We start from the raw sequence: 25091 nt of genomic DNA, 5'->3' as shown, positions 1-25091 counted from the left end.
TTGCCTTATGCGCCTGAGGCTTCGGAGAGGCCGTCCAGCTGGGTGCTGGCGAGGCGTCCGCCATACGCTTTTTGCAGGTTTTCCGGGGTGAAGGTTGTTTCAACCGGACCGTCCGCCACATGCTGACCATTAAGCAGTAGGATGTGGGAGTAGTAATCGCGCACGGTTTCAAGATCGTGGTGCACGACGAGCACGGTTTTACCATCAGCAACAAGCTGACGAAGTACGGCCACGATGGCTTTTTCTGTCGCAGCATCCACGCCCGCAAACGGCTCATCCATCAGATAGACTTCAGAGTCCTGCGCCAATGCACGGGCAAGGAACACGCGCTGCTGCTGACCACCTGAAAGCTGGCCGATCTGGCGGTTTGCGAAGTCCTGCATGCCGACCGATTTCAGGCAGTCCATTGCCTTTTGGCGATGCTTGCGAGATGGCCAGCGGAACCAGCCAATTTGGCCGTAAAGGCCCATCATCACCACATCGATAGCTGTCGCCGGGAAGTCCCAGTCCACAGCTGAACGCTGCGGGACGTAGGCGATGCGCTTCAGAGCCTTTTCGATTGGCTCACCGAATACTTTGGTTTCACCAGAAAGCTTCGGGATCAGGCCCAGCGCTGCTTTGAGGAATGTGGATTTGCCTGCACCGTTGGGACCGATGATCGCTGTGAGGCATCCTTTTGGGGCAGAGTAGGAAACGCCCCAAAGAACTGGCTTGTGATGGTACGCAACTGTCATGCCCTGCACGGTGAACGGCAGATCTTCAGGTCTTATGTTTTTGCCTGCATCGGTATCGTGCAACAGGTGCAGGCCGGAAGAACTTCTGTCGTGCATGTTAGTGACCTGCTCCAAGTTTACCCTGCATGCCTCGCGCAGGAGCTTCACCGCCCAGAGCGCGGGTAATCGACGTCATGTTGTGGTCGATCATACCGATATACGTTCCTTCATAGGTGTTGGACTGCCCCATTGCATCGGAGAAAAGCTCGCCGCCCACTTCCACTTTGTGGCCTTTGGCTTCAGCACCTTCCACCAGGGCACGCACGTTGCGCTCTGATACTGACGATTCAACAAACACTGCTGTGATTTTTCGATCTACGAGAAGGTCCACCAGCTCCTCAATACGCTGCAGGCCAGCTTCTGAGTTGGTGGAGATGCCCTGAACGCCGACCACTTCCAGATCAAAGTCGCGGCCAAGATAGGTGAACGCATCATGCGCGGTTACGAGAACACGGCGCTCCTGCGGGACTGTCTTGAGGATTTTGTCGCCGTAGTCAGCAAGCTCCTGTACCTGCACAAGGTAAGCTGCTGCGTTGTCGCGGTATTCCTGCTCGTTTTCAGGATCGATAGAAATGAGTGCTTCTGTGACACCATCAACTGCACCTTTCCAGAGAGTTGGGCTCATCCAGACGTGCGGGTCATAGCGACCTGTGTAGGCCGTTGAGCCTTCCAGTTTTGCGGAGTCGATGGTCTCACCAATAAAGAAGACCGGCTTGCGCTTTTGCAGCTTCAGCAGCAGATCTTCCATCTGCGCTTCCAGAAACAAACCGTTTGCGAAGATTGCGTCTGCACGGCCCATCTTCACAACATCAGAGCGGGTCTGGCGGTAAGAGTGCGGGTCGATGCCGGTTCCCATGAGCGCTTCGACAGTGACGTTATCACCACCGACAGCGCGGACTGCATCTGCCACCATGCCAACGGTTGCCACTGCGTTGATTGGAGTTTTTGCAAAGCCCGCTGACAGGCTGGAGAAGCCTGCGAAGATCATCAGAGTGACTGCAAGTGCAGCAGCTTTAAAGTAGCGCATAAAGTCCAACTTTCTAAAACGACTTGAGCAAACGTACCGGCTCTTCATCTTTTGCAGTTCTCCGATCTGGCCGCTTTGTCCTTGGCCAATATCTTCGCCCTGAGCTCTTTAAAATATAGATACCACCAGATCTTCCGCAGGTATCCTGTTTCTTCACCCAGTCTAGTTGCAACTCATTCTTAATAGCAATAAAAAAATGAAGCTTTCTGAAATTTGTTGTTTCGCTGCCATTCTCATGGAGCGTTTGAAGTGAGCAGAAAGTCGACTATCAATCAGGCCTAGTTGCCATTGCCTCTTATTTGCCAAAGGCTTATTTATAGGGGCAACGGGAGGGACCTGAGATGAGCAAGATGGATTTCAATCGCGAGTTTGATGCACAACACGGCAAGCTTGTTGCAATCACCGACGAACTGGCGCGGGTGACCTGCAATAACCCGGGTGCCCTAACGTTTGCAGGCACTAACACGTTTATCGTTGGCAAAAACGAGGTTGTCGTCATCGATCCGGGCCCGATGGATCTGGAGCATCTGGACGCTCTGATGGCAGCGATTGATGGTCGTCCTGTGAAGGCCATTCTTGTGAGCCACACCCATGTGGACCACTCCCCTCTTGCAGGTCCTTTGAAAGAAAAAACCGGCGCACCCGTGATGGGTTGCGGCCCGCACAGACGTGCAGTTTCCTTCGAGGACATGGATGAAACTCCGATGGATGCGAGCTCTCAAAAGGACTTTGCACCGGATGAAGAGCTGGAAGATGGGGCCAAAATCTCTGTTGATGGTGTGGTGATTGAGGTGGTTGCGACCCCGGGGCATACCGAGAATCACCTGTCTTTTGCCCTGCCCGACCACGGTGTGATGCTGCCAGGTGACCACGTGATGGCCTGGTCCACGACCATTGTAGCGCCGCCAGATGGCTCCATGAACGCCTACATGAAGTCGCTGGACAAGCTGATGGCACGTGGCGAAACCCGCTACTTTCCTTCTCATGGCGGTGAAGTGAACAACCCGAAAGTGTTTCTTGCTCAGCTGAAGCAGCATCGCCAAATGCGCTCTGACGCTATTATGGAGCGCCTGCGTGCCGGAGATGATGATGTCATGACCATGGTGAAAGCCATCTACACCGATGTGGATCCAAAGCTGCACGGTGCTGCGGCGCTCAATGTACTTGCACAACTGGATGATCTCATCGCGCAAGGGGTTGTCTTGTGCAATGGTAAGGTTACACTCTCCGCAAAATTCACGCTGCGTGAGACGGCATAGCCAGACCTACACGCTGTCACGACACCCCAGAGAAACCGATCTCTCCAACTTTTCGAGACGTAATGACCAGTATTTTTGATAAGAAGATCGATCGCAGAAACACTCATTCTCTGAAATGGGATGAGATGGAAAGTCGCTACGGCATCAGCAGTGATGACGGTTTGCCTATGTGGGTTGCGGACATGGATTTCCGCCCGCCTCAGGCCGTGAACGATATGGTTGCGCGTGCTGCCGAGCACGGGATCAACGGTTATTATGGCAATGACGTGCCTTATAAAGAGGCCATCATCTCCTGGATGAAGCGTCGCCATCAGTTTGACGTTTCTGCAGACTGGATCACCACCGTGCCCGGCGTTGTGGCTGGTTACTCCATGGCTATTCAGGCGTTTTCGGAAGAAGGCGATGGCGTACTGGTGTTCTCACCGGTTTACCACGCGTTTGGCCGCGCCGTGCGCGACAACAACCGCCGCCTTGTTGAGAGCCAGCTGATTGAGCGTGATGGTGCTTATTACATGGACTTCGACAATCTGAAGGACCAGATTGACGAGCGAACCAAGATCCTTCTGCTGTGCAGCCCTCACAACCCGGGTGGTCGTGTCTGGACCTCTGAAGAACTGACCCGCATTTGTGAATTCTGCCTTGAGAACAACATCCTGATTATCTCTGATGAGATCCACCACGATCTTATTCTGGATGGTTCCAAGCACGTTGTGACAGCCACCCTTTCTGAAAAGATTGCAGAGCGGACGATTACGTTCACCTCCGCCTCTAAGACCTTCAACCTTGCCGGTTTTGCGACTGCGGCTTGCCTCATCAGCAACAAAGAGCTGCGTGACGCCTATCGCAAGGTCTGCACCGCTTGTGGTGTGCACTCTACTCCGCTTGGCTCTCAGGCAACCACTGAGGCTTACAACCATGGCGAAGAGTGGCTGGCGGAACTGTGCGACTACGTTGCGGCCAATCAGGAGCTGCTGATTGAAGGGCTGGAAGCGGCTATTCCGGGTGCCAAAGTGATGCGCATGGCGAGCACCTATCTGGAGTGGGTCGACTTTAAAGATGTAGACCTACCGTTTGATGAGATCGTGAACCGAATCCAGAAACAGGCGAAGATTGCGGTCAACATTGGCAGCACGTTTGGAAAAGGTGGCGAAACCTTCCTGCGATTCAATCTGGCCTGTCCAAAATCAACAGTTGAAGAAGCAATCAAACGTCTGGAAGATGTTTTTGCAGATCTTCGCATGCAGCAAACGCCTGATTTCAAAGCGATAATTTGAGTTATCAAAGATACGCCCGTTTCTGGGCGTATTTTTTTGTGCGTGCGTGACAATAATCACACACATATGCTATTAAATGAGTCATATTAGATTCACAGAGTTCGACGGCTTCCCCGGCTTTAAGAACTCTTCGAGTTTCGCGATAGCCTTAAAGCGGTACTCGTTGTTCACGCAAGCTTTCATAACCAGTGCTTCCCCGGCGCTGGTTATGTTGTTTCTGGGGCTACTTTCTCAAGCAAATCACGAATAGCGAGCAGTCCGGACCTTCCCGGTGCTGAACGTCTTCTTACTGTGCTGGTTTTTGAGCGGGGATTGGTGCGGAGCCACGTTCTTTCAACATGGATGCAATTGAAGGTGGCAGTTCCAGAGGAACTTCCAGCAGCGGCGCGCGCTCTGTGATTTGTGGCTCGTCCAGCTCTATTTCTTCCTGCAGCACCAGTTCCGGCTCTTCTACCCTCGCTGTGATGCCGTAGTTTTGCAGCAGGACTTTATCCAGACTTGCCAGAAAACCTCTGATCCGGCGGGCGTTGGTGCCGAAATCATGACTGCCAAAGCGGGAAGCGGAGCGGATATCCAGCAGCGTACCGACACGATCTGGTTGAATGCGGATTGCGACATCATCCTTCAAAGAGAAGTACGGCATGCGTGCTTCCATAAGAAGATAGGTTGGCTCATCCGGAAAGCCTGCTGGCAGTTCATAGACGGTTTTCCAGCCCATACTGGAGGCCACGCTGGAGACAGCGTTGTGCAGCTCTGGCGGTGGCAAGCGGAAGCGGCGAGGCACGATGTCCGGATAGCTGGCCTTTTGCATCAACTGCTTATCCTGCTCAATCTCATCATCAATGCGATCACCTGCCACCAATGCGGGCGGGTCTTCCATATCTGTAGAGATGTCGTTGAGCGGTGGGAACATGTAGAGCCCCAGCGTTGCGATGAACAGCGGGGTCAGAACAATTGAGCCGTAAAATGTGCCGAGGAAGCAATTGCCAAAGCCCTTGCCGCCATCCTTCCAAAGGTCGACCACAGCAATGGCGGCCAGCACAATGGCTGTCGCTCCCATGAAGAAGCCGATGACGAAGAGGACGAGGAGCACTTCTGTGTTGAAGAGCTCGAAGTAATGACCAGCAACGGAGAGAATGAGAAACGGGATCGCAATGGCGCCGATGCGGCGGCTGCGCATGGCAGTGCGAGAATGTCTTAAAGGCAGTTGCAGTGTCATTCTATCCCACTCTCTTCGATCTGCAGCTCAGAGTTTAACTTACCCGTTCGTCAGGCAGGTTACAGCTCTTTACTTCGCGATACCAGATTATAGCAGTCCAGAATTACCGAGGGTTGAATGCCTTTATTATTTTCGCGCAGCTTCTGGGAGGACCGCGACGGGGGGCCGCCGCGATCAAACTCATGGATCAGGCTGCTGCGCCCTCACCTGCTGACTTAAGGCCAACAAGATTCACGAGATCTGTCAGGCTATCCAACAGATGGTCGCAGTGGTCTTTCAGCTCTTCTGCGGTCAATGCGCCCGTGGTGACTGCGACGCGCAGCATGCCTGCGTTCTGAGCGGCGTGCATGTCGTGCAGGCTGTCCCCTACCATCGCGATGTGCTGTGGTTCGATGCCAGTATGCTCAGCAAAGCCGAACAGCTGGCCCGGCTCCGGTTTTTCACCATGGCCGCTGTCATAACCCACGACGAAGGTGAAGTAGTCGAAGATGCCCAGACGCTTCAGCTGGGCGATCGCGCTGGCTTCGGTGCCGTTGGTTGCCAGACCGATTGGCAAACCGGCTGCAGCCAATGCTTTGATGGATGAAGTGGTGTCATCAAATGCTGCAACGCACTCAGCGGCATGTTCCAGAATGAGGTCTTCGATCCGATCCAGAAATGCGCGGTTGAACTCAACGCCAAGATGGTTGGCCCATGGCTCGCTGTAACCGCTTGGTGGATTGGTCAGGATCGGGCTGCCCGGCTCGCAGGCACAGCTGGCGTAATCAAACTTAACGAGATGGCCAAGCTCGGTGGCCAGCTTTACATCCCCACCCGCAAGATCCATCAGAACATGCTGGAGCACGGTGCCCCATGTCTTATTGAAATCAATCAGGGTTCCATCGCGATCAAACAAAACGGCGCGCACGTTCATTGTCATTTTCCTTTAGCGCAGTTGACGGCTTTTATGGGAGACCGTCTTCAGGCCAAGCCTGAACAGAGGTGTTATTTGCAAGCGGCTCAATCTACGCACTTATACAGAGTATTACGAGCACCAATCACTATGAACGGTGCTAATCAATCGGCCACAAGCTTAGTCGCACAATAAATACACAGTTTTTTGTCAGTTTCGTATTCGGGGAAATTGCGGCCAAATGTCACCCAAAATGGCCTGATACATTAATGGTTTAGTGGCGATAATTTTAATCAACTCACAACCCAAAACCTTATCCTTTTGTATAATATAGCAAATTTCCAGAATACATCTCAGGTAAATAGTTAACGGCATGTTTCATGCATTCAAATTGCTGAGATTATTGGGAAATTCCCCCCTCTAAATTAGATTGGCTTTTTTAGTTTTTTTGGCGCTAACATATTCATGCCCGATTTGAGTATCACTCCTGCATATGAGCTGACGCTTATATCGGGTTATCCGGCTACTCATTCCGGGTAAGCATCGCAATTTCTGCAACACAACTTGTCCCAAGGGGACGGACTAAAATGGCCTTCGGAACCACTGAGCAACAAAACAAAAACGTAAAACCTGATCTGGACAAGCTTTATCGTCCAGTCGGCATTCAGGCTGTCAACGCTGCAAACTGCTGTTCAGGTAAGCAGAAAGAGTCTTATCAGCCAAAGGTTCAGGAAGAATATCCTCTTCCGACTGACTGATGCGTCAGGGGCTGCAGATCAGGCATTCGGCTTCCGTTTTGCACGAAGCAAATTGATTGATTATGTATTCCAATCACATTGGTAGCAGCTGCATCCCATAGTCATGGCCCAGATTGGCATGGCTTCAAAGAGGCTTAATGATCTAACGAACATTCAGTCATCTGCTTAAAGAAGGCGACCCGCAGGATTGCGAGCCGCCTTAATTTTTGCCTTTCGTTCAGTTTCAGGCCACAAGCTACTTTTTTGGTGCAGTGCACCTACAGCCCTTCCCCTTCCGAACAGCCAACGCCCATAGGACGCCTGAGAGACCTCTACAAACAAGAAACGCACCAGCTGTGTGGTGCGTCTCCAGATCAAATCAGTATGTATTAAGGATACAGACGGACCTTGTCCCATTCGGCGTCTGCGCTGTCTCTCTTGAAGACAAATCGATCATGCAGACGGAACGCGCGGTCGTGCCAGAACTCGATTTCCAATGGTTGCAAAATGCAACCGCTCCAGTATTCGGGACGCGGAATATCACCGACGGCATACTTAGCAGCGTACTTTGCGACCTCTTTTTCGAGCGCAAAGCGGCTCTCCAGAGGGCGGGACTGTTTGGACGCCCACGCACCAATGCGGCTTTTTCGTGGCCGTGAGTTATAGTATTCGTCTGCCTGTTCATTAGTTACGTGGATAACATTGCCGCGTACACGAACTTGTCTGCGCAGACTTTTCCAGTGAAAACATAGAGCTACTTTAGGGTGAGCAAGAATTTCCCGACCTTTTGTGCTTTCAAAGTTTGTATAAAACACAAATCCCTGTGGACTGTAACCTTTAAGGAGTAACATCCGTACATTAGGCATGCCATTCTCATCTACAGTCGCAACTGACATGGCATTAGGATCATTGGGCTCGCTCTTTTCAGCAAGGGCCAACCAGTCGCCAAATAGTTGAAAAGGAACCTCTACGCTTTCGGAGTAACTATTTGTAAACTTTTCTTCCAGATTTTGGATGTCACCATTCATAGTTAATAGTCCCTTTAGGATCCTCACACTGTGGATGAACCGGAACTCGTAAAAGCAGCGGCTTCAACCTGAGGCTCTAGTAGTAATATGGCAGTTTTGTATAGCAAGAAAACCAGTTTACGCCAGTCGTGTTTTGTCTCGGCTGCGATCTTGCTGTTGCTTCCTGCCTGCACTCAGATGTCCATATCGGTGAACAACAGTGAGTATCAAGAACCTCTCAACCTGACTGAGACGGTTGATACCAAGCAAAAGGTCGCGGATAGCGAAATCCACCGCACAGACCGTACGGTTATTACGGATACCATCGAGGAAGCTCTGAATGAGGGTGGAAAAGATGACCGTAGTTTTGCGCCTATGGCCTGGACCAATCCGGTCAGTGGTAACAGTGGCACAATTACTTCCCTGATGTCTGTTGATAAGACCGGAAGCATTGCCGGTTGTACTGATTTTGTGACCAGCGCAAACACTGTTGGCGGTGTGCGTGCGTATCAGGGCCGCAGCTGCCCGGACACCAATCACAAAATGAAGATTGTCCAGTTGGCTCCGTTCCAGGTTGACGCAGCTCCTGCCCAATAACGTGTTCCTCACCTAAGCTTTGCAAAACGTGAAGTAAGCCAACACATTAAAAGCGCTGAAATACTCACTTCTGATTAGCTAAGTTCGGCTGCGGCTGCTTGCTTGTTTTCATTTGCATGGTTATGTAATGGGTGAGTTGTAAACTGCCCCAATTTCTATTTGATGGATGACGATGAGAGATCCCTATTCTGTTCTTGGTGTTAGCAAAAATGCCAGTGAGGCAGAGATCAAAAAAGCGTTTCGCAAGCTGGCCAAGAAGTATCACCCAGACCAGAATGCAGATGATCCAAAGGCCAAGGAGCGCTTTTCAGAAGCGAATCAAGCCTATGAGATTTTGGGCGACAAAGATAAGCGCGGTCAGTTTGATCGCGGTGAGATCGACGCTGAAGGTAAGCCTAAGTTTTATGGCGGCCCGGGTGGCGGTGCTGGCGGCTTTGAAGGTTTCTCCGGTTTCCGCAATGCAGGACGTCGTGGCGGCTTCCGCTTCGAGCAGGGCTTTGGTGATGGTCACGGTGGCGGCGGCCCGCAGGATGCCGGCGGCTTTGACGACATTCTCAATGACATCCTCGGCGGCTTTGGCGGCGGCAAACGTCGCAGTGCAGGTGGTGGCGGTGAATCTCACTTCCATCAAGGCCCAACCAAGGGTGCAGACGCCAACCTGATCGCCCGTGTAACGCTTGAAGATCTGCCAATCACGGCAAGGTTCAAGTGAAGCTGCCAAGCGGCAAGACTGTGAATGTGAAAATTCCAGCTGGCACGCAGAGCGGCGACAAGATCCGATTAAAGGGTCAGGGCTTTGCTTCTGCCAAGAGCGGACAGGCTGGCGATGCGCTGGTGGAAGTTCGCATCTCGACCCATAAGCTGTTCAAAGTGGATGGCGCAGATATCCGTGTGGATGTTCCCCTCACCCTTTATGAAGCTGTGCTGGGCGGCAAGGTTCGCATTCCAACGCTCAGCGGTGCAGTGAACCTGACAATTCCAGCCAACACCAGCAGCGGCAAAACCATGCGCCTGAAAGGCAAGGGTTTGCCTAAGAAGGAAGGCGGCCACGGCGATCTTCTGGTTGGACTAGAGATTGTGCTGCCAGAACAGACCGACGAAGAGCTGGAAAACCTGATGCGCGCCTGGAAAGAAGTGAAGCCCTACACGGCTCGCGGACCAGAATTCGACTGATCAGAACATACAACAAAGGCGGGTCACCCCGCCTTTTATTTTGCCGCTAGGTTTGACAGTTATCTGAGCTGACACTCCATGACGCTGCGCAACGCTTCATACTGCACGTTTGCCAAGTCACACTCTATCACCGGTCCCGCCTTCACTTTCACTCACCAACCGCTTGATGTCATGCACCTGCCTTCCTTGCCAAACACGCACGGCAAACAAGACGGCAATACTTAGGAAAGCACCAATATAAATGCCGACTAGTCGATCCAGAACGCCTTCAATATCGTTGACCGGTCCTGCAGAAGCCAAAGCAGCGACGATAAATGCGTACCCTGCCTGCGTTCCTGAATATGCCCAGTAATTGGTGCTGTGATGAAGTGAGCAGACAAGGAACAGGGTTCCTGCATATATGGCCAGCCACCAGAAGAATGTCTCGAGACCCAATGCAACAAACAGCAGCCCTAGCCCTCCACCGAGGAGGCAGCCAGCCATTCTGTTTAGGGCAAGTTTTTTGACATCTTCCGCCGGCCCGTAAAGCACAATCAGTGTTGTTATGGTGATCTGTAGCATAGCAACCAGATCATGGCCGACGTAAACAATTGGCGCCAGAACTGAAACAACAGCTGCAGTTATGCAAAGAGCTGTTACCCAACTGCGTTCAACATCATCCAGCTGACGGATTGTGATAGGACCTGCTCCAATGCCAATGGGGCTGTCCTTTGTCAGACTATACATGACGATCGTTGCACTGCCGATGCCGATGGTTGCAGCAGCTCCCCAATCCGTCATGATCGAAAAAAGTTGATCGACTTCAACAACGGAGATGTAGAGCGCAAGCATCGCACTGATAGTTCCCAGGAGCCATGCGATGTTGTAGTCGGGGCTTGCCAGACGTTTGTAAACCGCCAGAGCTGCTAAACCACCAATGCTTGCCATTTGCAGAATGGGTACATCTTTGAACAGGATGACAAAAAGGTATCCGACAATCATTCCAATATAGATACCAATTATGCGCTGGCCTCCCTGAAACCAGGCATTGCTCCAGTTGGCATTGGCGACTGTGAGGGCCAGCATACCCGACCACCATGGATCATCCACATCCAGAACCAATGCCAGCACTGAGGCCAACGTAATGATCAGGGCGGTTCGAAAGCCGTTGTAGTAGTCCAGTTTCATTTCGCCCCTCAATGGAAAAGGAAGATGCGCGCATCACCGCCGTGCATCGGTTTGTGATTTAAGAGAAATTCCCCCATATCAATTTCAACGGGAAATCGTTGCGAGAGTCGGACCCAGGCCGTGGTCAGCGGAATGAAGGGAAGAACACGTGGGTTTTCATCCATGCGCGATACTCCACGCCCAATGGATCTGACTGTGCCTTTATGGATGCGGTAAGGATCACTGGAGACTTGAAAGTAGACTGTCTGCCCCGGCTTCAATCGTGCAGCATGACGCTCAACCAGATTGGCAATAATCCGCCAATCAGTGTTTGTAATCAGCGCTAACTGCGGCACACCTTCCAGAACATAATTGCCGGGATTGACCGAGTACTCGCTCACTATTCCATCAACTGGAGAGGTCAGTGAAGATTTACGCAGGTTATATTGAGCAAGGGCGGTTGCCGCTTGAGCCGCCTCGTAAGTGGCCCGCATCACCTCTACCTGATGTGCTGCTGCGCGTAACATGTCGCGCGCGCTATCAGTTTCCGCGTTTGCTTCTTCAAGAGACAGACTGATGTTATCGAGCCGTTGCTGGGTAACAAAACCACTGTTGGTCAGTTCTTCAAAGCGCTGCTGCTGAGCTGCGAGGTTTGCAACTTTGGCAACCGCCGCTGTTACTGCGGCCTCAGCGACCTGAACCTCGGCCTCCGAGCGCCTCAGATTTGCCAGTGCTCTTGCCTCTTCCGCCCGTGTTTGCTGGACTGCAAGGGCGAAGGGTTCTGGATCGATTTGCATGAGCAACTCTCCGGCTTTGACCTGTCGGTTCCGATCCACCGGAACCTCAGTTACGAAGCCAGAAATCTCTGGAGCAACAAGGACGACATCTGCTGAAACGTAGGCATCTGCTGTGTACGTAAAGAAGTAATCCCAGATGATATAAGCGCTTATCAAAGCGAATATGCTTATGATTACCTTGATTGGCCCACTTAACTGAAAGATGCCAACGGCCACCTCTTATCTCCGTACTCCCAGCATCAGGCTGACCTCGGCAACTCACTCCCGAAACACTGGCTTAAGCCCCGATCAAAGCACCGTTAAGAGAGCACGAGAAAGCATATCATTCCGTTTTTTGAAATTCCCCCTCCAGATTCTAACTAGCTAGCAAACACAAAAGTAACCTTTGCTCAGGTAACGAAACTCGCAACTTTCATTCCTGGCAGACAACTGCTGACCTCTAGCAAAAAGGGCACCGTGAAACCAAACACGATGCCCTCTCAAATGATTTTATTTGTCGTTACAGCTGCCTAAGCTTCGATTGCTGCCAGGCTGGCCGGGGCTTCGCTGTCGTCTGGGACGAAGAAGTCTGGTTGCAGATTGACCTTCGGGTTGACGCGGTATTTGTCGAAGTCGGTCATACCGTTTTCAGCCAGCAGCGTGTCATCGATGAAGAAGTTGCCGGTGGTATCGCCGGATGGCTTGGTGAAGATCAGGTGCGCGGCATCTGCCAGAATGTCTGGTGTGCGACTGGCCTGAACCATCATGTCACCGCCCAACAGGTTCTGAACCGCAGCGGTTGCAATGGTGGTGCGCGGCCACAGAGCGTTTACACCGATTTTCTTGGAACGCAGCTCTCCTGCCAGTCCCAGTACGACAAGGCTCATACCATACTTTGCAATGGAGTATGGCGTGTGGTTCTTGAACCACTTTTCCTGCATATCAAGCGGAGGCGAGAGCATCAGTATGTGTGGGTTCTCAGCTTCCTTCAGATAAGGAATAGCCAGTTTTGAGCAGAGCAATGTGCCGCGGGTGTTGATCTGATGCATGAGATCAAATCGTTTCATGTCGATCTTCTGCACGGGTGTCAGGTTGATCGCACTGGCGTTGTTGACCACGATATCAATGCCGCCAAACTTCTCAGCAGCGGCCTTCATGGCGTTGTCGACACTTTCCTCACTGCGCACATCAACCACGAGCGGAAGTGCCTGACCTCCGGCATCCTCAATCTCTTTGGCAGCTGTATAGATCGTGCCTTCCAGTTTTGGATGCGGTTCTGCGGTTTTTGCGGCAATTACGATGTTCGCACCGTCCTGCGCCGCACGCTTGCCAATGGCGAGCCCAATTCCACGAGACGCGCCGGTAATGAACAGCGTTTTACCCTTCAGACTTCCCATGTTCCCCCCAGTTTCTGAGATGGACTGCGGTGCTGAGCACCGCCTCCTAATGGTTTAAGCTTTGCTCATGAACTTCATGAAGGCTTCACGCGCTTCATCGGACTTCAGCAACTCTGCAAAGAGGCCGATTTCCTCGTAGATGCGCTTTTCAAGAGGCTCACGCTTGCCGCGCAGCAACTCTCTGGAGATACGCAGTGCGTTTTGCGGCTTGGCAGCCACTTTCTGTGCCATGCCGATCACACGCTCTTCTAGTTCATCTGGTGAGACCACGTGATTTACGAAACCAGCTTCCTTGGCCATTTCAGCGGTGAAGTTTTCACCTAATGCCAGCAGCTCAAACGCTTTGTGATAACCCATGGTTTCCGGACCGATCAGTGTCGATCCTGCTTCCGGGATGATACCCAGATCGGTGAATGGGGTTTTGAAGAGTGCGTTTTCGGTCGCATAGACCATGTCGAAGTGGAACAGCATGGTGGTGCCAACGCCAATGGCTGGGCCGTCAACGCCTGCGATCACTGGTCTGGATGGCGCGTGGAGCGCACCGAGGAACTTGCCAACGCCGCCTGCTTCCAGTCCTTCGCCAGACATAGCGGCTTTGAGGAAGTCTGCGATATCATTGCCAGCCGTGAAAACTCCCGGACGACCAAGCATCACGTGGCAACGGATGCCTTCATCTTCAGTTTTCAGTGCTTCTGCCATGTCCATGTACATGGCCTGTGTCAGTGCGTTTTTCTTTTCTACGCGGTCCATGCGGATGATCTGGACTGCGCCGTCCCGTTCAATACTGATCATATGTCCCTCCCAAACTAACTGGGTGAGGCCTATGCGGCCTCACCTCCAAAATGCGATGGCCTGTTTTAACTTCAGGCAAGCTCAGCAGCATCGAATGCAAGGATTGCTTCAGCTGCACGGGTTACATCGTCTTTCAGCGGAGCGCTCTCACCCAGAACGGTTTCCGCAAAGCTGCGTGCCATGAGATAGCGCGGCTTTTTGAGTGCTTCTGGCGCGCTCTTGGATGCAAGTGCACCTTTGGCCAGCAGGCCAGCTCCCAGCGTGATACCAGCCAGACGCAGGTATGGTGTGGCGCCCGCCAGAGCTTCAGAGACCTTGCCATCTGCCTGCGCTGCCAACATCCACTCGGTGGCTGTTTCCAGATCAGCAACTGCTGCATCCAGCTTGGAACCGAGGTCACCCAGCTCACCGGTGTTGTCTGCGTTTACGCTTGATGCGATCTCCTTGATTTCAGAGATGAGGCTGCGCACCTGATCGCCGCCAGACATTGGCAGCTTGCGCATCACCAGATCGATGGACTGGATGCCGTTGGTGCCTTCATAGATTGGAGCAATACGGGCATCACGCAGGTGCTGTGCTGCACCGGTCTCTTCAATGAAGCCCATGCCGCCATGGATTTGAATGCCGAGGGAAGCAACATCCACGCCGAAGTCGGTGGAGAGTGCTTTTGCAATTGGGGTTAGCAGCCCCGCACGCTCTGACCAGAACTTCTTCTGCTCTGCATCTGGTGCGAGTTTGGCCATATCCAGTGCATGGGCACAGGCATAACAGATCGCGCGGGCAACCTGTGTCTGTGACTTCATGGAGAGGAGCGTACGCTTAATGTCCGGATGTACTGCAATTGGGTCCATGCCATCGGTCTTTGACCCAACACCACGTCCCTGCTTGCGATCCAGAGAATATGCCAGCGCTTCCTGGAAAGCGCGCTCTGCGATGCCGAGGCCCTGAACACCAACTGCGAGGCGGGCGTTGTTCATCATGGTGAACATGCACGCCAGACCACGGTTCTCTTCGCCGATCAACCAACCGATTGCACCGCCATTGTCTCCATAAGACATGGTGCAGGTTGGTGAGCCGTGAATGCCGAGCTTGTGCTCCACACCAGCAACGGTGACATCGTTCTTCTCGCCCAGGCTGCCATCATCATTGACGAAGTATTTTGGAACCGCGAACAGAGAAATACCGCGTGTGCCAGCTGGCGCATCCGGCAAGCGTGCCAGCACCAGATGGATCACGTTGTCGGTCATGTCGTGATCACCGTAAGTGATGAAGATCTTCTGGCCGGAGATCTTGTAGGACCCATCCCCAACAGGCTCTGCCTTTGCACGCAGGGCATTGAGGTCAGATCCTGCATGAGGCTCGGTCAGGTTCATGGTACCTGTCCACTCACCGCTGGTGAGCTTTTCAAGGTACTTGGCTTTCAGCTCTGAAGAGCCGTGCTTCTCGATGGCTTCCACGGCACCTGTGGTCAGGGTTGGGCAGAGGGTGAATGCCATGCTGCCAGCGTTCCACATCTCAAAGACCGCTACGTGGAGCATGTTTGGAAGGCCCTGTCCGCCAAACTCCGGATCACCGGTCAGCGCGTTCCATCCGCCTTCACGCCAACGGGTATACACATCTTTCCAGCCCGGTGAGGTTTTAACGCTGCCATTAATCAGCTGAGCCGGTTCTCGTCTCCAACCCGGTTGAGTGGTGCAATCTCTTCTTCAGCGAACTTAGCAGCTTCACCCAGAATAGCTTCGATCAGGTCATCTGAGAGCTCTTCCTGTCCTGGCTGCGCTTGTAGCTGTCCCAGTCCTGCCACTTCTTTCAGCGTGAATGCAATTTCACTTAGTGGTGCACGATACATTTTTTATCTTCCTCCCCTTCTGAAGCTGCCTACCTTGCATATAGGGCCAGCGAGCGGCTTCAGAGATGTGCGTTTGCGGTGTTCCCTACCGACTATCGGCGGCTGTTCAGCGGACATACGCGTAGTTTCGCGCATATCCTTGTCCGAAAACCGGCGCTACGTCTCAGGAACACGCTATAGCGACTTGACGAATTGGCTTTTGCCTATCAAAAGGCCGCTACAGAAATTTTTCCTGTTTGGGACAGTAGTGCGATTAACCTATACGTCAAGCATCCCTTAAAGGCAGGTAGCCCCCTACATTCGTCTTAGTAAGAAAGAAAAGGTATGAAACTCTGGCGCTTGAACCCATCTGATACCCAGTTGGAAGACACGCAAATTTTTCAGGATATTTGCGATGCGCTGAGCGATGGCAAGCTGGTCGCCATACCTACTGAGACGGTTTATGGACTGGCAGCCGATGCCACCAACGGAAAGGCCTGCGCCGGTATATATGAGGCTAAAGGGCGACCTAGTTTCAATCCCTTAATCTCACATGTCGACAGTCTGGAAGCGGCACAAACCCACGCGTTTTTTGATGACCGCGCTTTGAAACTGGCAGAAGCATTCTGGCCGGGGCCGTTGACCCTTGTGTTGCCGAAACTGCCAACCAGTCCGGTTTCTGATTTGGCTGTTGCGGGCTTGGAGACCATAGCGCTTCGTGTGCCACGCTCTGCTGTTATGCGCGCCCTGTGCAAGCGGACGGGTCTGCCTTTGGCAGCGCCTTCGGCGAACCTGTCTGGCCGGATCAGCGGCACAACGGCGGAAGATGTTATCAACGATCTTAAAGATCACTTGTCTTACATTATCGATTCAGGTGCGACCCCAGTGGGTGTTGAATCAACCATCGTCTCGCTGGTTGGTGACCGCCCTACACTGCTGCGTCCAGGTGGCCTTGCGCGTGAGGATGTTGAAGCCGTTCTTGGTGAAAAGCTGGTGCGTGCGGGGACTGATGACAGCGCGCCAATGGCGCCAGGCATGCTGACTTCTCATTATGCACCCAACTCCCATATTCGCCTGAATGCGGAGGATGTGGCAGCTGATGAAGCTCTGATTACCTTTGGCAGTACGCTGCCGGATGGCTCAGACAAGGCGGCCAAGTTGGTTCCCCTAAGCGACTCAGAGGATCTGACCGAAGCTGCAGCTCGTCTGTTTACTGCTTTGCGCCAAGCAGATCTGGGTGAGAACGGAAAAATTGCGGTCATGCCAATCCCTCATCATGGACTGGGCGAAGCTATTAATGACCGGCTGGCACGTGCCGCAGCGCCACGCGATTAAAACGCTTTCAGAGCGCTGAAAACAGACAGCGCTCTGCACTCTTCTTTGCATTTTGCCTACAAACTTCTCCTGCAAGCCGTTGAGAGCACAGGATAACTCCCCCTGAATACTTTGGGTTTATTGTAGAATTCCTTGTATTTATGCAACACATAAAGAATAGGTATTAACCTTTTCTCATTTCACTCAGTGTGAATTCATGGAGCGCACGAATAAACGGCGTGCAAATTTCAAGAATTAGCTCAATATTACAGTCATGTATTTCTTAGAGATGCAGCGGACCTCCCCCACGAGCAACACAGATTGCTCGCACCTTTAATCCGGGGCTGCGTGTCGTACACGCACTCCGGATTTTTCTTGTCTCCATGACCGATCTCAGGGGCATTCCATGCCGGCATCAACGTGGTCTTTTGCGAGCACCTCATCCCAATTGCCGAGATCAACTGAAGGGTTGCGCAATTGACAGATCACTCCGCATTGTGGAGTGGTATATTTAATTCGCCCAATTTTTCACAGGACTGGATTTAGGTGCCTTCACTTTAGAGTTGGCTGTCGGTTGTGTACCTGATTTCATTTTTTACGGGTTCAATATCTTGAGTACTTTGCTGCTGCACCATCAGGCTTTTTTAAATCACCTTACTCCACTTGGTCACCCGGAACGGCCTGACCGTTTGCGGGCTATCGATCGAATGCTTGAGAACGAACGGTTCTTTATGCTGGATCGCGACATCGCACCGTTTGGAACATTTCAGGATATTGCCCGGGTTCACAGCTCCGACTACATCAACTCCATCCACAATATGAATCCTGAAGAGGGGCTCGTTGATTTTGCGCCGGATACCAACCTTTCCCCTGGTAGTTGGGAATCTGCGATGCGAGCTGTTGGCGGATCCACTCGCTGTGTAGATGAGGTGATGAGCAAGCGCGTTTCCAATGCCTTTGCGGCCTGCCGACCTCCGGGGCACCATGCAGAGACAGCGGTTACCTCCGGCTTTTGTCTGTTCAACAATGCTGCGATTGCAGCACGCTATGCGCAAGACGTTTATGGGCTCGAACGTGTAGCGATTATGGATTTTGACGTTCACCATGGAAATGGCACTCAGGAGATCTTCTGGCTGATCCTTCGGTGATGTATACCTCCACGCATCAGATGCCGCTGTTTCCGGGAACTGGGGCCGTGAATGAAACCGGAGAGCACAACAACATCGTCAATGCTCCACTGACAGCGGGTGATGATGGCACGCAGTTCCGTGAGGCACTGGATTACGCCATCCTGCCTCGTATCCGGGAGTTTTCTCCAGACCTCATCATTATCTCAGCCGGCTTTGATGCGCATGAGCGTGATCCACTGGGTGGGCTGCGCCTGACAGAGTTGGATTTTGCGTGGGCGACTCGCAAGCTTATCGAGATCGCAGATGATTGCTGTGAGGGGCGCGTCGTTTCCCTATTAGAAGGTGGGTATGATCTGGAAGGCCTTGCGCGATCCGCTGCTGCTCATGTAATGACATTGATGGATTACTAATTGGGAGCCCCTGTTCCCAACTGAGCGAGGACATATTGGTGACAGAAGAAGCAGCCGGTTCCATTGAAAATCTTAGCTTTGAGCAAGCGTTAGCTGAGCTGGAAACCATTGTTCGCAATTTGGAGCAAGGCAACGTACCGCTGGAAAAGAGCATTGAGCTTTATGCGCGCGGCGAAGCTTTGCGTGAAAAGTGCGACGGTCTGCTCAAAGCTGCCGAAGAGAAGGTGGAAAAAATCCAGATGAACACCTCTGGAAACGCGGTTGGTACAGAAGCACTGGATAACTAAGAAATTCAGCTAGTCCGGAACAGAAATTCTAGTTTTATCAGTAGTAACTAGAATTTACGCTCTAGTACACGCGTTCATTTTTTCAACAGACCCCGCCTCGAGCGGGGTTTTTGTTTACCTGTGAAACATCCAGAACACCGATTTACTTCGCTGATAAAAATTTCGTGATAATTAATTATTTAGCCTACTAAATAAAATTGGACAAAAATTACTGAGCACAACACACACTTGTTATTCTATGGGACTGTGAAGTTTTAATTGGAACAATACTTAACTGGAGATATTTCACAGAATATTGTTTCAGGGCAGAGAATACAAAGATCATCATTGATCGTATTACCGACCGGACGGTCTAGTTTAAATTGGTAAGTATTCTTCATTTATCGCGGGTTATTGGCACAGACAAAAAAAAGGGGGCTACGAAAACCGTAGCCCCAAGTCGATCACTGTGCACGTGGCCCCATCGACCACACATTCGACATAGGACGTTTCGTCGCAGATTGCATCACCCCATGGGGTGACAAAAGCGCAATTTGTACTAGCAAATGAAAAAAAATACGTTCTCATCCCCTATTGACAGGGGATTCTTAGGGACATCCCTACAAAAGGACCTAGCATAAACGATCAATTATTCATGACAGGCAATTGCGCAGTGGGCAGCCTTGCTATAATCGTGATCAATTACGGAAGACACTTGTCCCGGCCATAATTTGGAACATATACCATGGTCGGTTCCATAGGTGTTAAGCTGCCAGATAGTCAAAAGACTCAAGAAGACCCAGATGTCCCTGCTAGATCAAATTCATAATCCATCTGATCTCAAAAAGGTCCCGGAAGACCGCCTTCAACAAGTTGCTGAAGAGCTGCGTGAGGAGATGGTTGATGCTGTTTCTGTCACCGGGGGCCATTTGGGAGCCGGATTGGGTGTAGTTGAGCTGACTGTTGCGCTCCACCACGTCTTCGACACCCCAAAAGATCGCCTGATCTGGGATGTGGGACACCAATGTTACCCACATAAGATCCTGACCGATCGCAAGCAACGTATACGTACGTTGCGTCAAGACGGTGGATTGAGTGGATTCACCAAGCGTTCTGAGAGCGAGTATGACCCATTTGGTGCGGGCCACTCCTCTACTTCTATTTCTGCTGGTCTCGGCATGGCTGTTGCCCGCGACCTTGCTGGTGGCGACAACAATGTGATTGCCGTTATCGGTGATGGCGCAATGTCAGCTGGCATGGCTTATGAGGCCATGAACAACGCTGGTGCGTTGAACTCTCGCCTGATCGTTATTCTGAACGACAACGATATGTCGATTGCTCCACCAGTTGGCGCTCTTTCTGCGAGCCTTGCACGTCTTGTTTCCGGCAAGACTTACACAGGTTTCCGCGAAGCGGCCAAACAGGTGGCGAGCGCACTTCCAAAGCCATTGCAGGAGAAAGCAGCGCAAGCTGAAGAGTTTGCTCGCAGCTTCTTTACTGGTGGTACCCTGTTTGAAGAACTTGGCTTTTATTATGTAGGCCCGGTTGATGGACACAATCTCGATCACCTGCTGCCAGTGCTGAAAAACGTTCGTGATGCCAAAGAAGGTCCGATCCTTGTTCACGTGGTGACGCAAAAGGGTAAGGGCTATCTGCCAGCTGAGAACGCCAGCAACAAGTACCATGCGGTTGCCAAGTTTGATGTTGTGACTGGTGAGCAGTCCAAGCCAAAACCAAACGCGCCGTCCTACACCCGAGTCTTCGCCAATGCGTTGATTGAAGAAGCGAACAAGGATGAGAAGATCGTTGGTATCACCGCTGCGATGCCGGATGGTACTGGTCTGGACGTATTCGAAAAGGTTCACCCAACCCGCATGTTCGACGTGGGCATCGCTGAACAGCATGCAGTGACGTTCGCGGCAGGTATGGCTTCAGAAGGCTACAAGCCGTTCTGTGCGATTTACTCCACTTTCCTTCAGCGTGGCTACGATCAGGTTGTTCATGATGTAGCGATCCAGAAGCTGCCAGTGCGTTTCCCAATTGACCGTGCGGGTCTCGTGGGCGCTGATGGCGCGACGCATGCTGGTTCCTTTGACACTGCTTTCCTCTCCTGTCTGCCGGGCATGGTTGTCATGTCTCCAGGTGATGAGGCTGAGCTTGTGCATATGGTTTCCACCGCAGCAGCTTACGATGAAGGCCCAATTGCTTTCCGCTATCCACGCGGTGAAGGCATTGGCATTGATTTGCCAGAGGTTGGAACTCCACTGGAGATCGGCAAAGGCCGCATCGTGAAAGAAGGCTCTCGCGTTGCTCTGGTTTCCTTGGGCGGTCGCCTGCAGGAAGCGCTTAAGGCAGCGGATACTCTTGATGCAGCTGGTCTTTCCACCACAGTGGCAGATGCACGCTTTGCCAAGCCGCTCGATACCGACATGATTGGCCGTCTTGCGAAAGAGCATGATGTGCTGATTACCATCGAGGAAGGCTCCATCGGCGGCTTCGGCAGTCAGGTGTTACAGTTCCTTTCTGACAATGGCTTGCTGGATGGCTCACTCAAGGTGCGCAGCATGATCCTGCCGGATGCTTTCCAGGACCACGCAAAGCCAGAAGCCATGTACAAAGATGCAGGACTAGACGCATCAGGGATTGTACATCGCGTCTTTGAAACCCTTGGTAAAGCTGAGGATTTGCCGTTAAGGCTTGTTTAGAACTACTCATTTTTGTTCATAACTCAGCGAAAAAGATAATTGAGGGGTAGCTTAGGCTGCCCTTCTTATTTTCTTTTTGCACATGGCATGTAATGTGACTCCAGTTTTACATTGTTGGCTGGTACGCGCATGATCCTGCTGCTTGCAACTTTTGCGTCCTTAATGTTGTCTACGGCCCTCATTCTTGCAGGGCATGGACTTTCCTCGACGCTTATCCCCCTCAGAGCTGATTTAGCCGGGTTTGGAGACCTCCAGATCGGTCTGATCTCGTCCAGTTTTTACATCGGTTTTGTGATCGGGTGTGTGTTTGGCCCGTTCCTGATCCTACGGGCTGGTCATATTCGTGCGTTTGCTGCGCTGGTATCGTTGATGTCTGGTGCAGCCCTGTTGCACCCTATCCTTCTCGATCCACTGGCGTGGGCGCTGTTTCGCGTCATTACCGGCTTGTGTTTTGCCGGTATCTTGCTAGTTGTCGAAAGTTGGTTGAATGACCAGGCAACCAATGAGAACCGCGGCACAGTGATGTCGCTCTACATCATCTGCTATCTGGGTGCGACCATGGGTGGCCAGCTGATGGTTGTCGGTTTTGACATCAGCACTTTCGTACCCTTTGCGATTGCGTCCATCTTTGTCAGCATCGCAGTGGTGCCCGTTGCGCTCACCAAAGCCGTGCAGCCAGCGCCGATTACGCTGGTGCGGTTCCGCCCGATCAATCTCTATCAGACGTCAGCTGTTGCGCTGATTGGTTGTCTACTCATCGGCCTTGCCAACAGTTCCATGTGGGCGCTTGCACCTCTGTACGCCAAGCAGATTGGCTATAGCACCAATGAAGCGGCCTATTTTGCGGCGGCTATCGTTTTGGGTGGCGCGATCACACAGTGGCCGATAGGTCGTCTTTCAGACCGTGTGGATCGTCGTATCATCATCTTGCTGCTCGGCTTTACAGCTGCTGCTGCATCTCTGCTGCTCTTCATCCTTGAGAGCGGGAACTTCTGGGGAACTTTCACCATCTTCCTGATGCTGGGCATGGCCAGTCAGCCGACTTACGCGATTGTTGCTGCACACGCCTTCGACTACGTGGAAGCTGAAGACTACGTTGAGACGTCCTCTGGCGTGTTGATGTCGAACGGAATCGGCTCAATGATCGGCCCTACCCTTGCTGCTGGTTTGATGTACAGCATTGGTCCGGAAGGGCTGTTTGTCTGGGTTGCGCTTGTTGAAGTCGCCTTGGCGCTCTTCGTTATCAGTCGCCTGTTCATCCGTCCTGCAGACGAGGCTCTAGAGAAGACAGACTTCGAATACGGTGCAACTTCCAACATGGGTGCTGTGCTTACGCCTGATCCGCTAGATATCGAAGATCCTTATGTTATTCCGCCTGAAGAGTTCCCTGCCTATGAACAGGAAGAGGAGGAAGAACCATCAGAAGAAACGGATGATTTGCCAAATCGCAATGATGAGGGTGAGAATCCGCCTACAACTGATGAGACTCAGGATAATTCCAGATTCCCTTCTGGCTAAGTGTAGACACACTCGATGGAAGCAACTAAGAAAGACCCATGGTCAAGCCGCGTAATACATTACATGTACTCAGAAGCGAGCGACACCCGCTTGTCTTGCTTGCCAGCGTTGCGATGCTGGCCCGAGTACTGCTGCTTGTCCTGAGTTTTTCCGGCGCAACGGCTGATCCTTCTGCTGCTGCGCTCATGCAATTGTGTGCCCCTTCAGGGGGCTCGCATATTGCCAAGATCGAAGGCTCGACTCATACCGAAAATCCGCTGGGAATAGGCTGCGATTGCACGTACATGTGCCCGCATACGTCCAAGCAGGCGACTTATTTTTCGATAGAGCCCGAGAACTGGCAGAGCCCTACCCTCGTGGTTGTCGGTTCTCTCTCCCTTGAAAGTGCTCTAGGAAATGTAAAAAGCCTCCGCGGTCATAATTTCCTCATCCGGGCTCCTCCAGTCGTCTAGTTTTTCTTTTCCGATCAACAAAACCTGATTTGACTGTCCTCTACTGCCTATATTTACAGGTAGAGAGCTATTCCTTGGATGGAAATTATGAAAACACGTGCTCTTCTTGTTGCAGCAGCTCTTGTTGCGTTCACCGGTTCTGCTGCTCTTGCGGAAAGCATTCAGCATGGCAACCTGACAATCAAAGATGCCTGGACACGCGCTACCCCACCAAAAGCAAAAGGTGGCGGAGCATTTGTGACCATCACCAACAATGGCAACGAAGATGCGCGCCTAACCGGTGCAGTGTCCAACTATGCCAAACGCACTGAAATTCACGAAATGGCCGTAAATGATGGTGTCATGAAAATGCGCAAGCTGGACGAAGGTGTTGTTATCCCAGCAGGCGAAACCCTTGAGCTGAAGCCTGGTAGCTACCACGTGATGTTCATGGGCCTGAACCAGCCATTCAAAATGGGCGAAGAGCTCAATGTTACTCTGGAATTCGAAAAAGCCGGTCCAGTAGACGTAACTTTCCCAGTTATGAAGATGGGTGCCAAGTCCGGCAAAATGCACCACTAACCAATTGAACTGTGCACGGGTGGAATAAAATGAACGTTGCGAAAACAATTCGATATGGAGCGTGGGCTGCTGTTGCCGTTCTCGTTGCCGCAGTTTCTGCTGTGACGGTGATGAAGTTTGTACAGGAAGATGTGCCTCAGGCCGCAACTGTACAGATTGGCGGTCCGTTTGAGCTGGTTGATGGCAAAGGTCAAGTCTTTACCGACAAGAACCTCAATGGCAAACCAACCCTGATGTTCTTTGGCTTCACGTACTGTCCTGATGTGTGCCCAACAACCCTTTCTGACATGCAGGGTTGGATTGAGAATCTGGGCCCTAAGGCGGACGATCTGAACTTCGTTTTCGTCAGCGTTGATCCTGAGCGCGATACACCAGACGTGATTGCAGATTATGTTGCAGCGTTTGACACTCGCGTTGTTCCACTGACTGGCTCCGTCGACCAGGTTAAAAAAGTCGTCAAAGACTACCGCGTATATGCGAGAAAAGTACCTCTGGATGACGGTGACTACACCATGGACCACACCGCAGCGGTTTACATGCTGAATGGTGATTTGGATTTCGTGGGAACCATCAGCTATCAGGAACCAGAAGAAACAGCACTTCCTAAAATCAGAAAGTTGCTTGGTAGCTAAGATAAGTTTAGGGTGTCTGAGAATTCAGGCACCCATTTTGGGATGAAGATATGAAGGATCATGCAGCTCTTTATGCAGGCACAGCCGCCGTTGGATTACTGCTGATCGCGGCCACCGCATTTCTTTGGATGCGCTATGGCAATTTGCTTTTCTCTGACAAACTGTTAAATGCACTGGCTGGTTGTTTCGGCTTATAAGCTGAGCTG

At 52.0% G+C, this 25091-nt stretch carries 21 protein-coding genes and 3 pseudogenes; 14 read left to right on the top strand and 10 right to left on the bottom strand.

Features of this window, described 5'->3' with window-relative positions; all coding sequences use genetic code 11:
* Positions 1 to 5: 5 nt before the first annotated feature.
* Both JCM12308_RS05485 and JCM12308_RS05480 read right to left on the bottom strand, forming a co-directional pair.
* Entirely contained in the window at positions 6 to 830 is an 825-nt protein-coding gene (locus JCM12308_RS05485) for a metal ABC transporter ATP-binding protein (RefSeq protein ID WP_054783099.1), read from the bottom strand.
* A 1-nt stretch (position 831) separates the two neighbouring features.
* Positions 832 to 1800, bottom strand: a complete 969-nt coding sequence (locus tag JCM12308_RS05480; RefSeq protein ID WP_054783098.1) for a metal ABC transporter solute-binding protein, Zn/Mn family — start codon at positions 1798 to 1800, stop codon at positions 832 to 834.
* A gap of 341 nt (positions 1801 to 2141) precedes the next feature.
* On the opposite strand from JCM12308_RS05480, the gene JCM12308_RS05475 reads away from it, so the two are divergent.
* On the top strand, positions 2142 to 3059 hold the full coding sequence (locus tag JCM12308_RS05475) for an MBL fold metallo-hydrolase (RefSeq protein ID WP_054783097.1): 918 nt from the start codon (positions 2142 to 2144) through the stop codon (positions 3057 to 3059).
* A gap of 62 nt (positions 3060 to 3121) precedes the next feature.
* Positions 3122 to 4333: a MalY/PatB family protein gene (locus JCM12308_RS05470; protein WP_054783096.1), complete on the top strand. Its 1212-nt coding sequence runs from the start codon at positions 3122 to 3124 to the stop codon at positions 4331 to 4333.
* Between the two features lie 286 nt (positions 4334 to 4619).
* Here JCM12308_RS05470 and JCM12308_RS05465 read toward each other — a convergent pair whose 3' ends face one another.
* Positions 4620 to 5552 carry a DUF1499 domain-containing protein gene (locus JCM12308_RS05465; RefSeq protein ID WP_008549967.1) on the bottom strand — a complete coding sequence of 311 codons (933 nt, stop codon included), beginning with the start codon at positions 5550 to 5552 and terminating at the stop codon, positions 4620 to 4622.
* Between the two features lie 187 nt (positions 5553 to 5739).
* Entirely contained in the window at positions 5740 to 6465 is a 726-nt protein-coding gene (locus tag JCM12308_RS05460) for an HAD family hydrolase (RefSeq protein ID WP_208609071.1), read from the bottom strand.
* A 566-nt stretch (positions 6466 to 7031) separates the two neighbouring features.
* Here JCM12308_RS05460 and JCM12308_RS28210 point away from each other — a divergent pair.
* On the top strand, positions 7032 to 7202 hold the full coding sequence (locus tag JCM12308_RS28210; RefSeq protein ID WP_008549913.1) for a hypothetical protein: 171 nt from the start codon (positions 7032 to 7034) through the stop codon (positions 7200 to 7202).
* 368 nt (positions 7203 to 7570) lie between these two features.
* On the opposite strand, the gene pdxH is transcribed toward JCM12308_RS28210, so the two are convergent.
* Complete coding sequence (gene pdxH / locus JCM12308_RS05455; protein ID WP_371256321.1) at positions 7571 to 8197, bottom strand: pyridoxamine 5'-phosphate oxidase; 627 nt, start codon at positions 8195 to 8197, stop codon at positions 7571 to 7573.
* Positions 8198 to 8386: 189 nt separating this feature from the next.
* Here pdxH and JCM12308_RS05450 point away from each other — a divergent pair, with 189 nt between their 5' ends.
* Together JCM12308_RS05450 and JCM12308_RS05445 are read left to right on the top strand one after the other, a co-directional pair.
* Complete coding sequence (locus JCM12308_RS05450) at positions 8387 to 8785, top strand: RT0821/Lpp0805 family surface protein (protein ID WP_164845265.1); 399 nt, start codon at positions 8387 to 8389, stop codon at positions 8783 to 8785.
* A gap of 172 nt (positions 8786 to 8957) precedes the next feature.
* Positions 8958 to 9958, top strand: a pseudogene (locus tag JCM12308_RS05445) (DnaJ C-terminal domain-containing protein).
* Positions 9959 to 10075: 117 nt separating this feature from the next.
* On the opposite strand, the gene JCM12308_RS05440 reads toward JCM12308_RS05445, so the two are convergent.
* The 5 genes and pseudogenes from JCM12308_RS05440 to JCM12308_RS05420 all read right to left on the bottom strand — a co-directional run bounded on the left by JCM12308_RS05440 (position 10076) and on the right by JCM12308_RS05420 (position 15918).
* Positions 10076 to 11125, bottom strand: a complete 1050-nt coding sequence (locus JCM12308_RS05440; protein WP_054783094.1) for an FUSC family protein — start codon at positions 11123 to 11125, stop codon at positions 10076 to 10078.
* An 8-nt stretch (positions 11126 to 11133) separates the two neighbouring features.
* On the bottom strand, positions 11134 to 12057 hold the full coding sequence (locus JCM12308_RS05435) for an HlyD family secretion protein (RefSeq protein ID WP_208609070.1): 924 nt from the start codon (positions 12055 to 12057) through the stop codon (positions 11134 to 11136).
* A 353-nt stretch (positions 12058 to 12410) separates the two neighbouring features.
* Positions 12411 to 13277: an SDR family oxidoreductase gene (locus JCM12308_RS05430; protein ID WP_054783092.1), complete on the bottom strand. Its 867-nt coding sequence runs from the start codon at positions 13275 to 13277 to the stop codon at positions 12411 to 12413.
* Between the two features lie 54 nt (positions 13278 to 13331).
* A complete protein-coding gene (locus tag JCM12308_RS05425; protein ID WP_054783091.1) occupies positions 13332 to 14069 on the bottom strand; it encodes a crotonase/enoyl-CoA hydratase family protein in 738 nt (245 codons plus the stop codon).
* A gap of 71 nt (positions 14070 to 14140) precedes the next feature.
* Positions 14141 to 15918: pseudogene (locus JCM12308_RS05420) on the bottom strand (acyl-CoA dehydrogenase).
* A gap of 324 nt (positions 15919 to 16242) precedes the next feature.
* Here JCM12308_RS05420 and JCM12308_RS05415 point away from each other — a divergent pair.
* From JCM12308_RS05415 to JCM12308_RS28205, 9 genes and pseudogenes are all read left to right on the top strand, one after another.
* A complete protein-coding gene (locus JCM12308_RS05415; protein WP_054783090.1) occupies positions 16243 to 17232 on the top strand; it encodes an L-threonylcarbamoyladenylate synthase in 990 nt (329 codons plus the stop codon).
* A 590-nt stretch (positions 17233 to 17822) separates the two neighbouring features.
* Positions 17823 to 18751: pseudogene (locus JCM12308_RS05410) on the top strand (histone deacetylase family protein).
* Between the two features lie 35 nt (positions 18752 to 18786).
* Positions 18787 to 19038, top strand: coding sequence for an exodeoxyribonuclease VII small subunit (locus JCM12308_RS05405; RefSeq protein ID WP_008549902.1), 252 nt, complete (start codon positions 18787 to 18789; stop codon positions 19036 to 19038).
* Between the two features lie 782 nt (positions 19039 to 19820).
* Positions 19821 to 21722, top strand: coding sequence for a 1-deoxy-D-xylulose-5-phosphate synthase (gene dxs / locus JCM12308_RS05400; RefSeq protein ID WP_014284398.1), 1902 nt, complete (start codon positions 19821 to 19823; stop codon positions 21720 to 21722).
* Between the two features lie 114 nt (positions 21723 to 21836).
* Entirely contained in the window at positions 21837 to 23240 is a 1404-nt protein-coding gene (locus JCM12308_RS05395; protein ID WP_208978287.1) for an MFS transporter, read from the top strand.
* A 38-nt stretch (positions 23241 to 23278) separates the two neighbouring features.
* Entirely contained in the window at positions 23279 to 23692 is a 414-nt protein-coding gene (locus tag JCM12308_RS05390; RefSeq protein WP_037036970.1) for a hypothetical protein, read from the top strand.
* Positions 23693 to 23779: 87 nt separating this feature from the next.
* Positions 23780 to 24253 (top strand): copper chaperone PCu(A)C, encoded by a 474-nt coding sequence (locus JCM12308_RS05385; RefSeq protein WP_208609065.1) that lies wholly within the window; start codon positions 23780 to 23782, stop codon positions 24251 to 24253.
* A gap of 29 nt (positions 24254 to 24282) precedes the next feature.
* Positions 24283 to 24885 (top strand): SCO family protein, encoded by a 603-nt coding sequence (locus JCM12308_RS05380; protein WP_054783088.1) that lies wholly within the window; start codon positions 24283 to 24285, stop codon positions 24883 to 24885.
* Between the two features lie 50 nt (positions 24886 to 24935).
* Positions 24936 to 25082 carry a hypothetical protein gene (locus tag JCM12308_RS28205; RefSeq protein WP_164845264.1) on the top strand — a complete coding sequence of 49 codons (147 nt, stop codon included), beginning with the start codon at positions 24936 to 24938 and terminating at the stop codon, positions 25080 to 25082.
* The last annotated feature ends 9 nt before the right edge of the window (positions 25083 to 25091 follow it).

Origin of the sequence: Pseudovibrio denitrificans JCM 12308, from assembly GCF_001310815.1 — a bacterium.
In the GTDB taxonomy this organism is placed as follows: Bacteria; Pseudomonadota; Alphaproteobacteria; order Rhizobiales; family Stappiaceae; genus Pseudovibrio; species Pseudovibrio denitrificans.
Note: the sequence above shows the minus strand (reverse complement) of the source record. Positions and strands in the feature narration are given on the sequence as shown.

Bases quoted from the DNA above. Each gene is read 5' to 3' on its own strand.
- JCM12308_RS05485 (WP_054783099.1), bottom strand. From the start codon at position 830: ATGCACGACAGAAGTTCTTCCGGCCTGCACCTGTTGCACGATACCGAT.
- JCM12308_RS05480 (WP_054783098.1), bottom strand. From the start codon at position 1,800: ATGCGCTACTTTAAAGCTGCTGCACTTGCAGTCACTCTGATGATCTTC.
- JCM12308_RS05475 (WP_054783097.1), top strand. From the start codon at position 2,142: ATGAGCAAGATGGATTTCAATCGCGAGTTTGATGCACAACACGGCAAG.
- JCM12308_RS05470 (WP_054783096.1), top strand. From the start codon at position 3,122: ATGACCAGTATTTTTGATAAGAAGATCGATCGCAGAAACACTCATTCT.
- JCM12308_RS05465 (WP_008549967.1), bottom strand. From the start codon at position 5,552: ATGACACTGCAACTGCCTTTAAGACATTCTCGCACTGCCATGCGCAGC.
- JCM12308_RS05460 (WP_208609071.1), bottom strand. From the start codon at position 6,465: ATGAACGTGCGCGCCGTTTTGTTTGATCGCGATGGAACCCTGATTGAT.
- JCM12308_RS28210 (WP_008549913.1), top strand. From the start codon at position 7,032: ATGGCCTTCGGAACCACTGAGCAACAAAACAAAAACGTAAAACCTGAT.
- JCM12308_RS05450 (WP_164845265.1), top strand. From the start codon at position 8,387: ATGTCCATATCGGTGAACAACAGTGAGTATCAAGAACCTCTCAACCTG.
- JCM12308_RS05440 (WP_054783094.1), bottom strand. From the start codon at position 11,125: ATGAAACTGGACTACTACAACGGCTTTCGAACCGCCCTGATCATTACG.
- JCM12308_RS05430 (WP_054783092.1), bottom strand. From the start codon at position 13,277: ATGGGAAGTCTGAAGGGTAAAACGCTGTTCATTACCGGCGCGTCTCGT.
- JCM12308_RS05425 (WP_054783091.1), bottom strand. From the start codon at position 14,069: ATGATCAGTATTGAACGGGACGGCGCAGTCCAGATCATCCGCATGGAC.
- JCM12308_RS05415 (WP_054783090.1), top strand. From the start codon at position 16,243: ATGAAACTCTGGCGCTTGAACCCATCTGATACCCAGTTGGAAGACACG.
- dxs (WP_014284398.1), top strand. From the start codon at position 19,821: ATGTCCCTGCTAGATCAAATTCATAATCCATCTGATCTCAAAAAGGTC.
- JCM12308_RS05390 (WP_037036970.1), top strand. From the start codon at position 23,279: ATGGTCAAGCCGCGTAATACATTACATGTACTCAGAAGCGAGCGACAC.
- JCM12308_RS05385 (WP_208609065.1), top strand. From the start codon at position 23,780: ATGAAAACACGTGCTCTTCTTGTTGCAGCAGCTCTTGTTGCGTTCACC.
- JCM12308_RS05380 (WP_054783088.1), top strand. From the start codon at position 24,283: ATGAACGTTGCGAAAACAATTCGATATGGAGCGTGGGCTGCTGTTGCC.
- JCM12308_RS28205 (WP_164845264.1), top strand. From the start codon at position 24,936: ATGAAGGATCATGCAGCTCTTTATGCAGGCACAGCCGCCGTTGGATTA.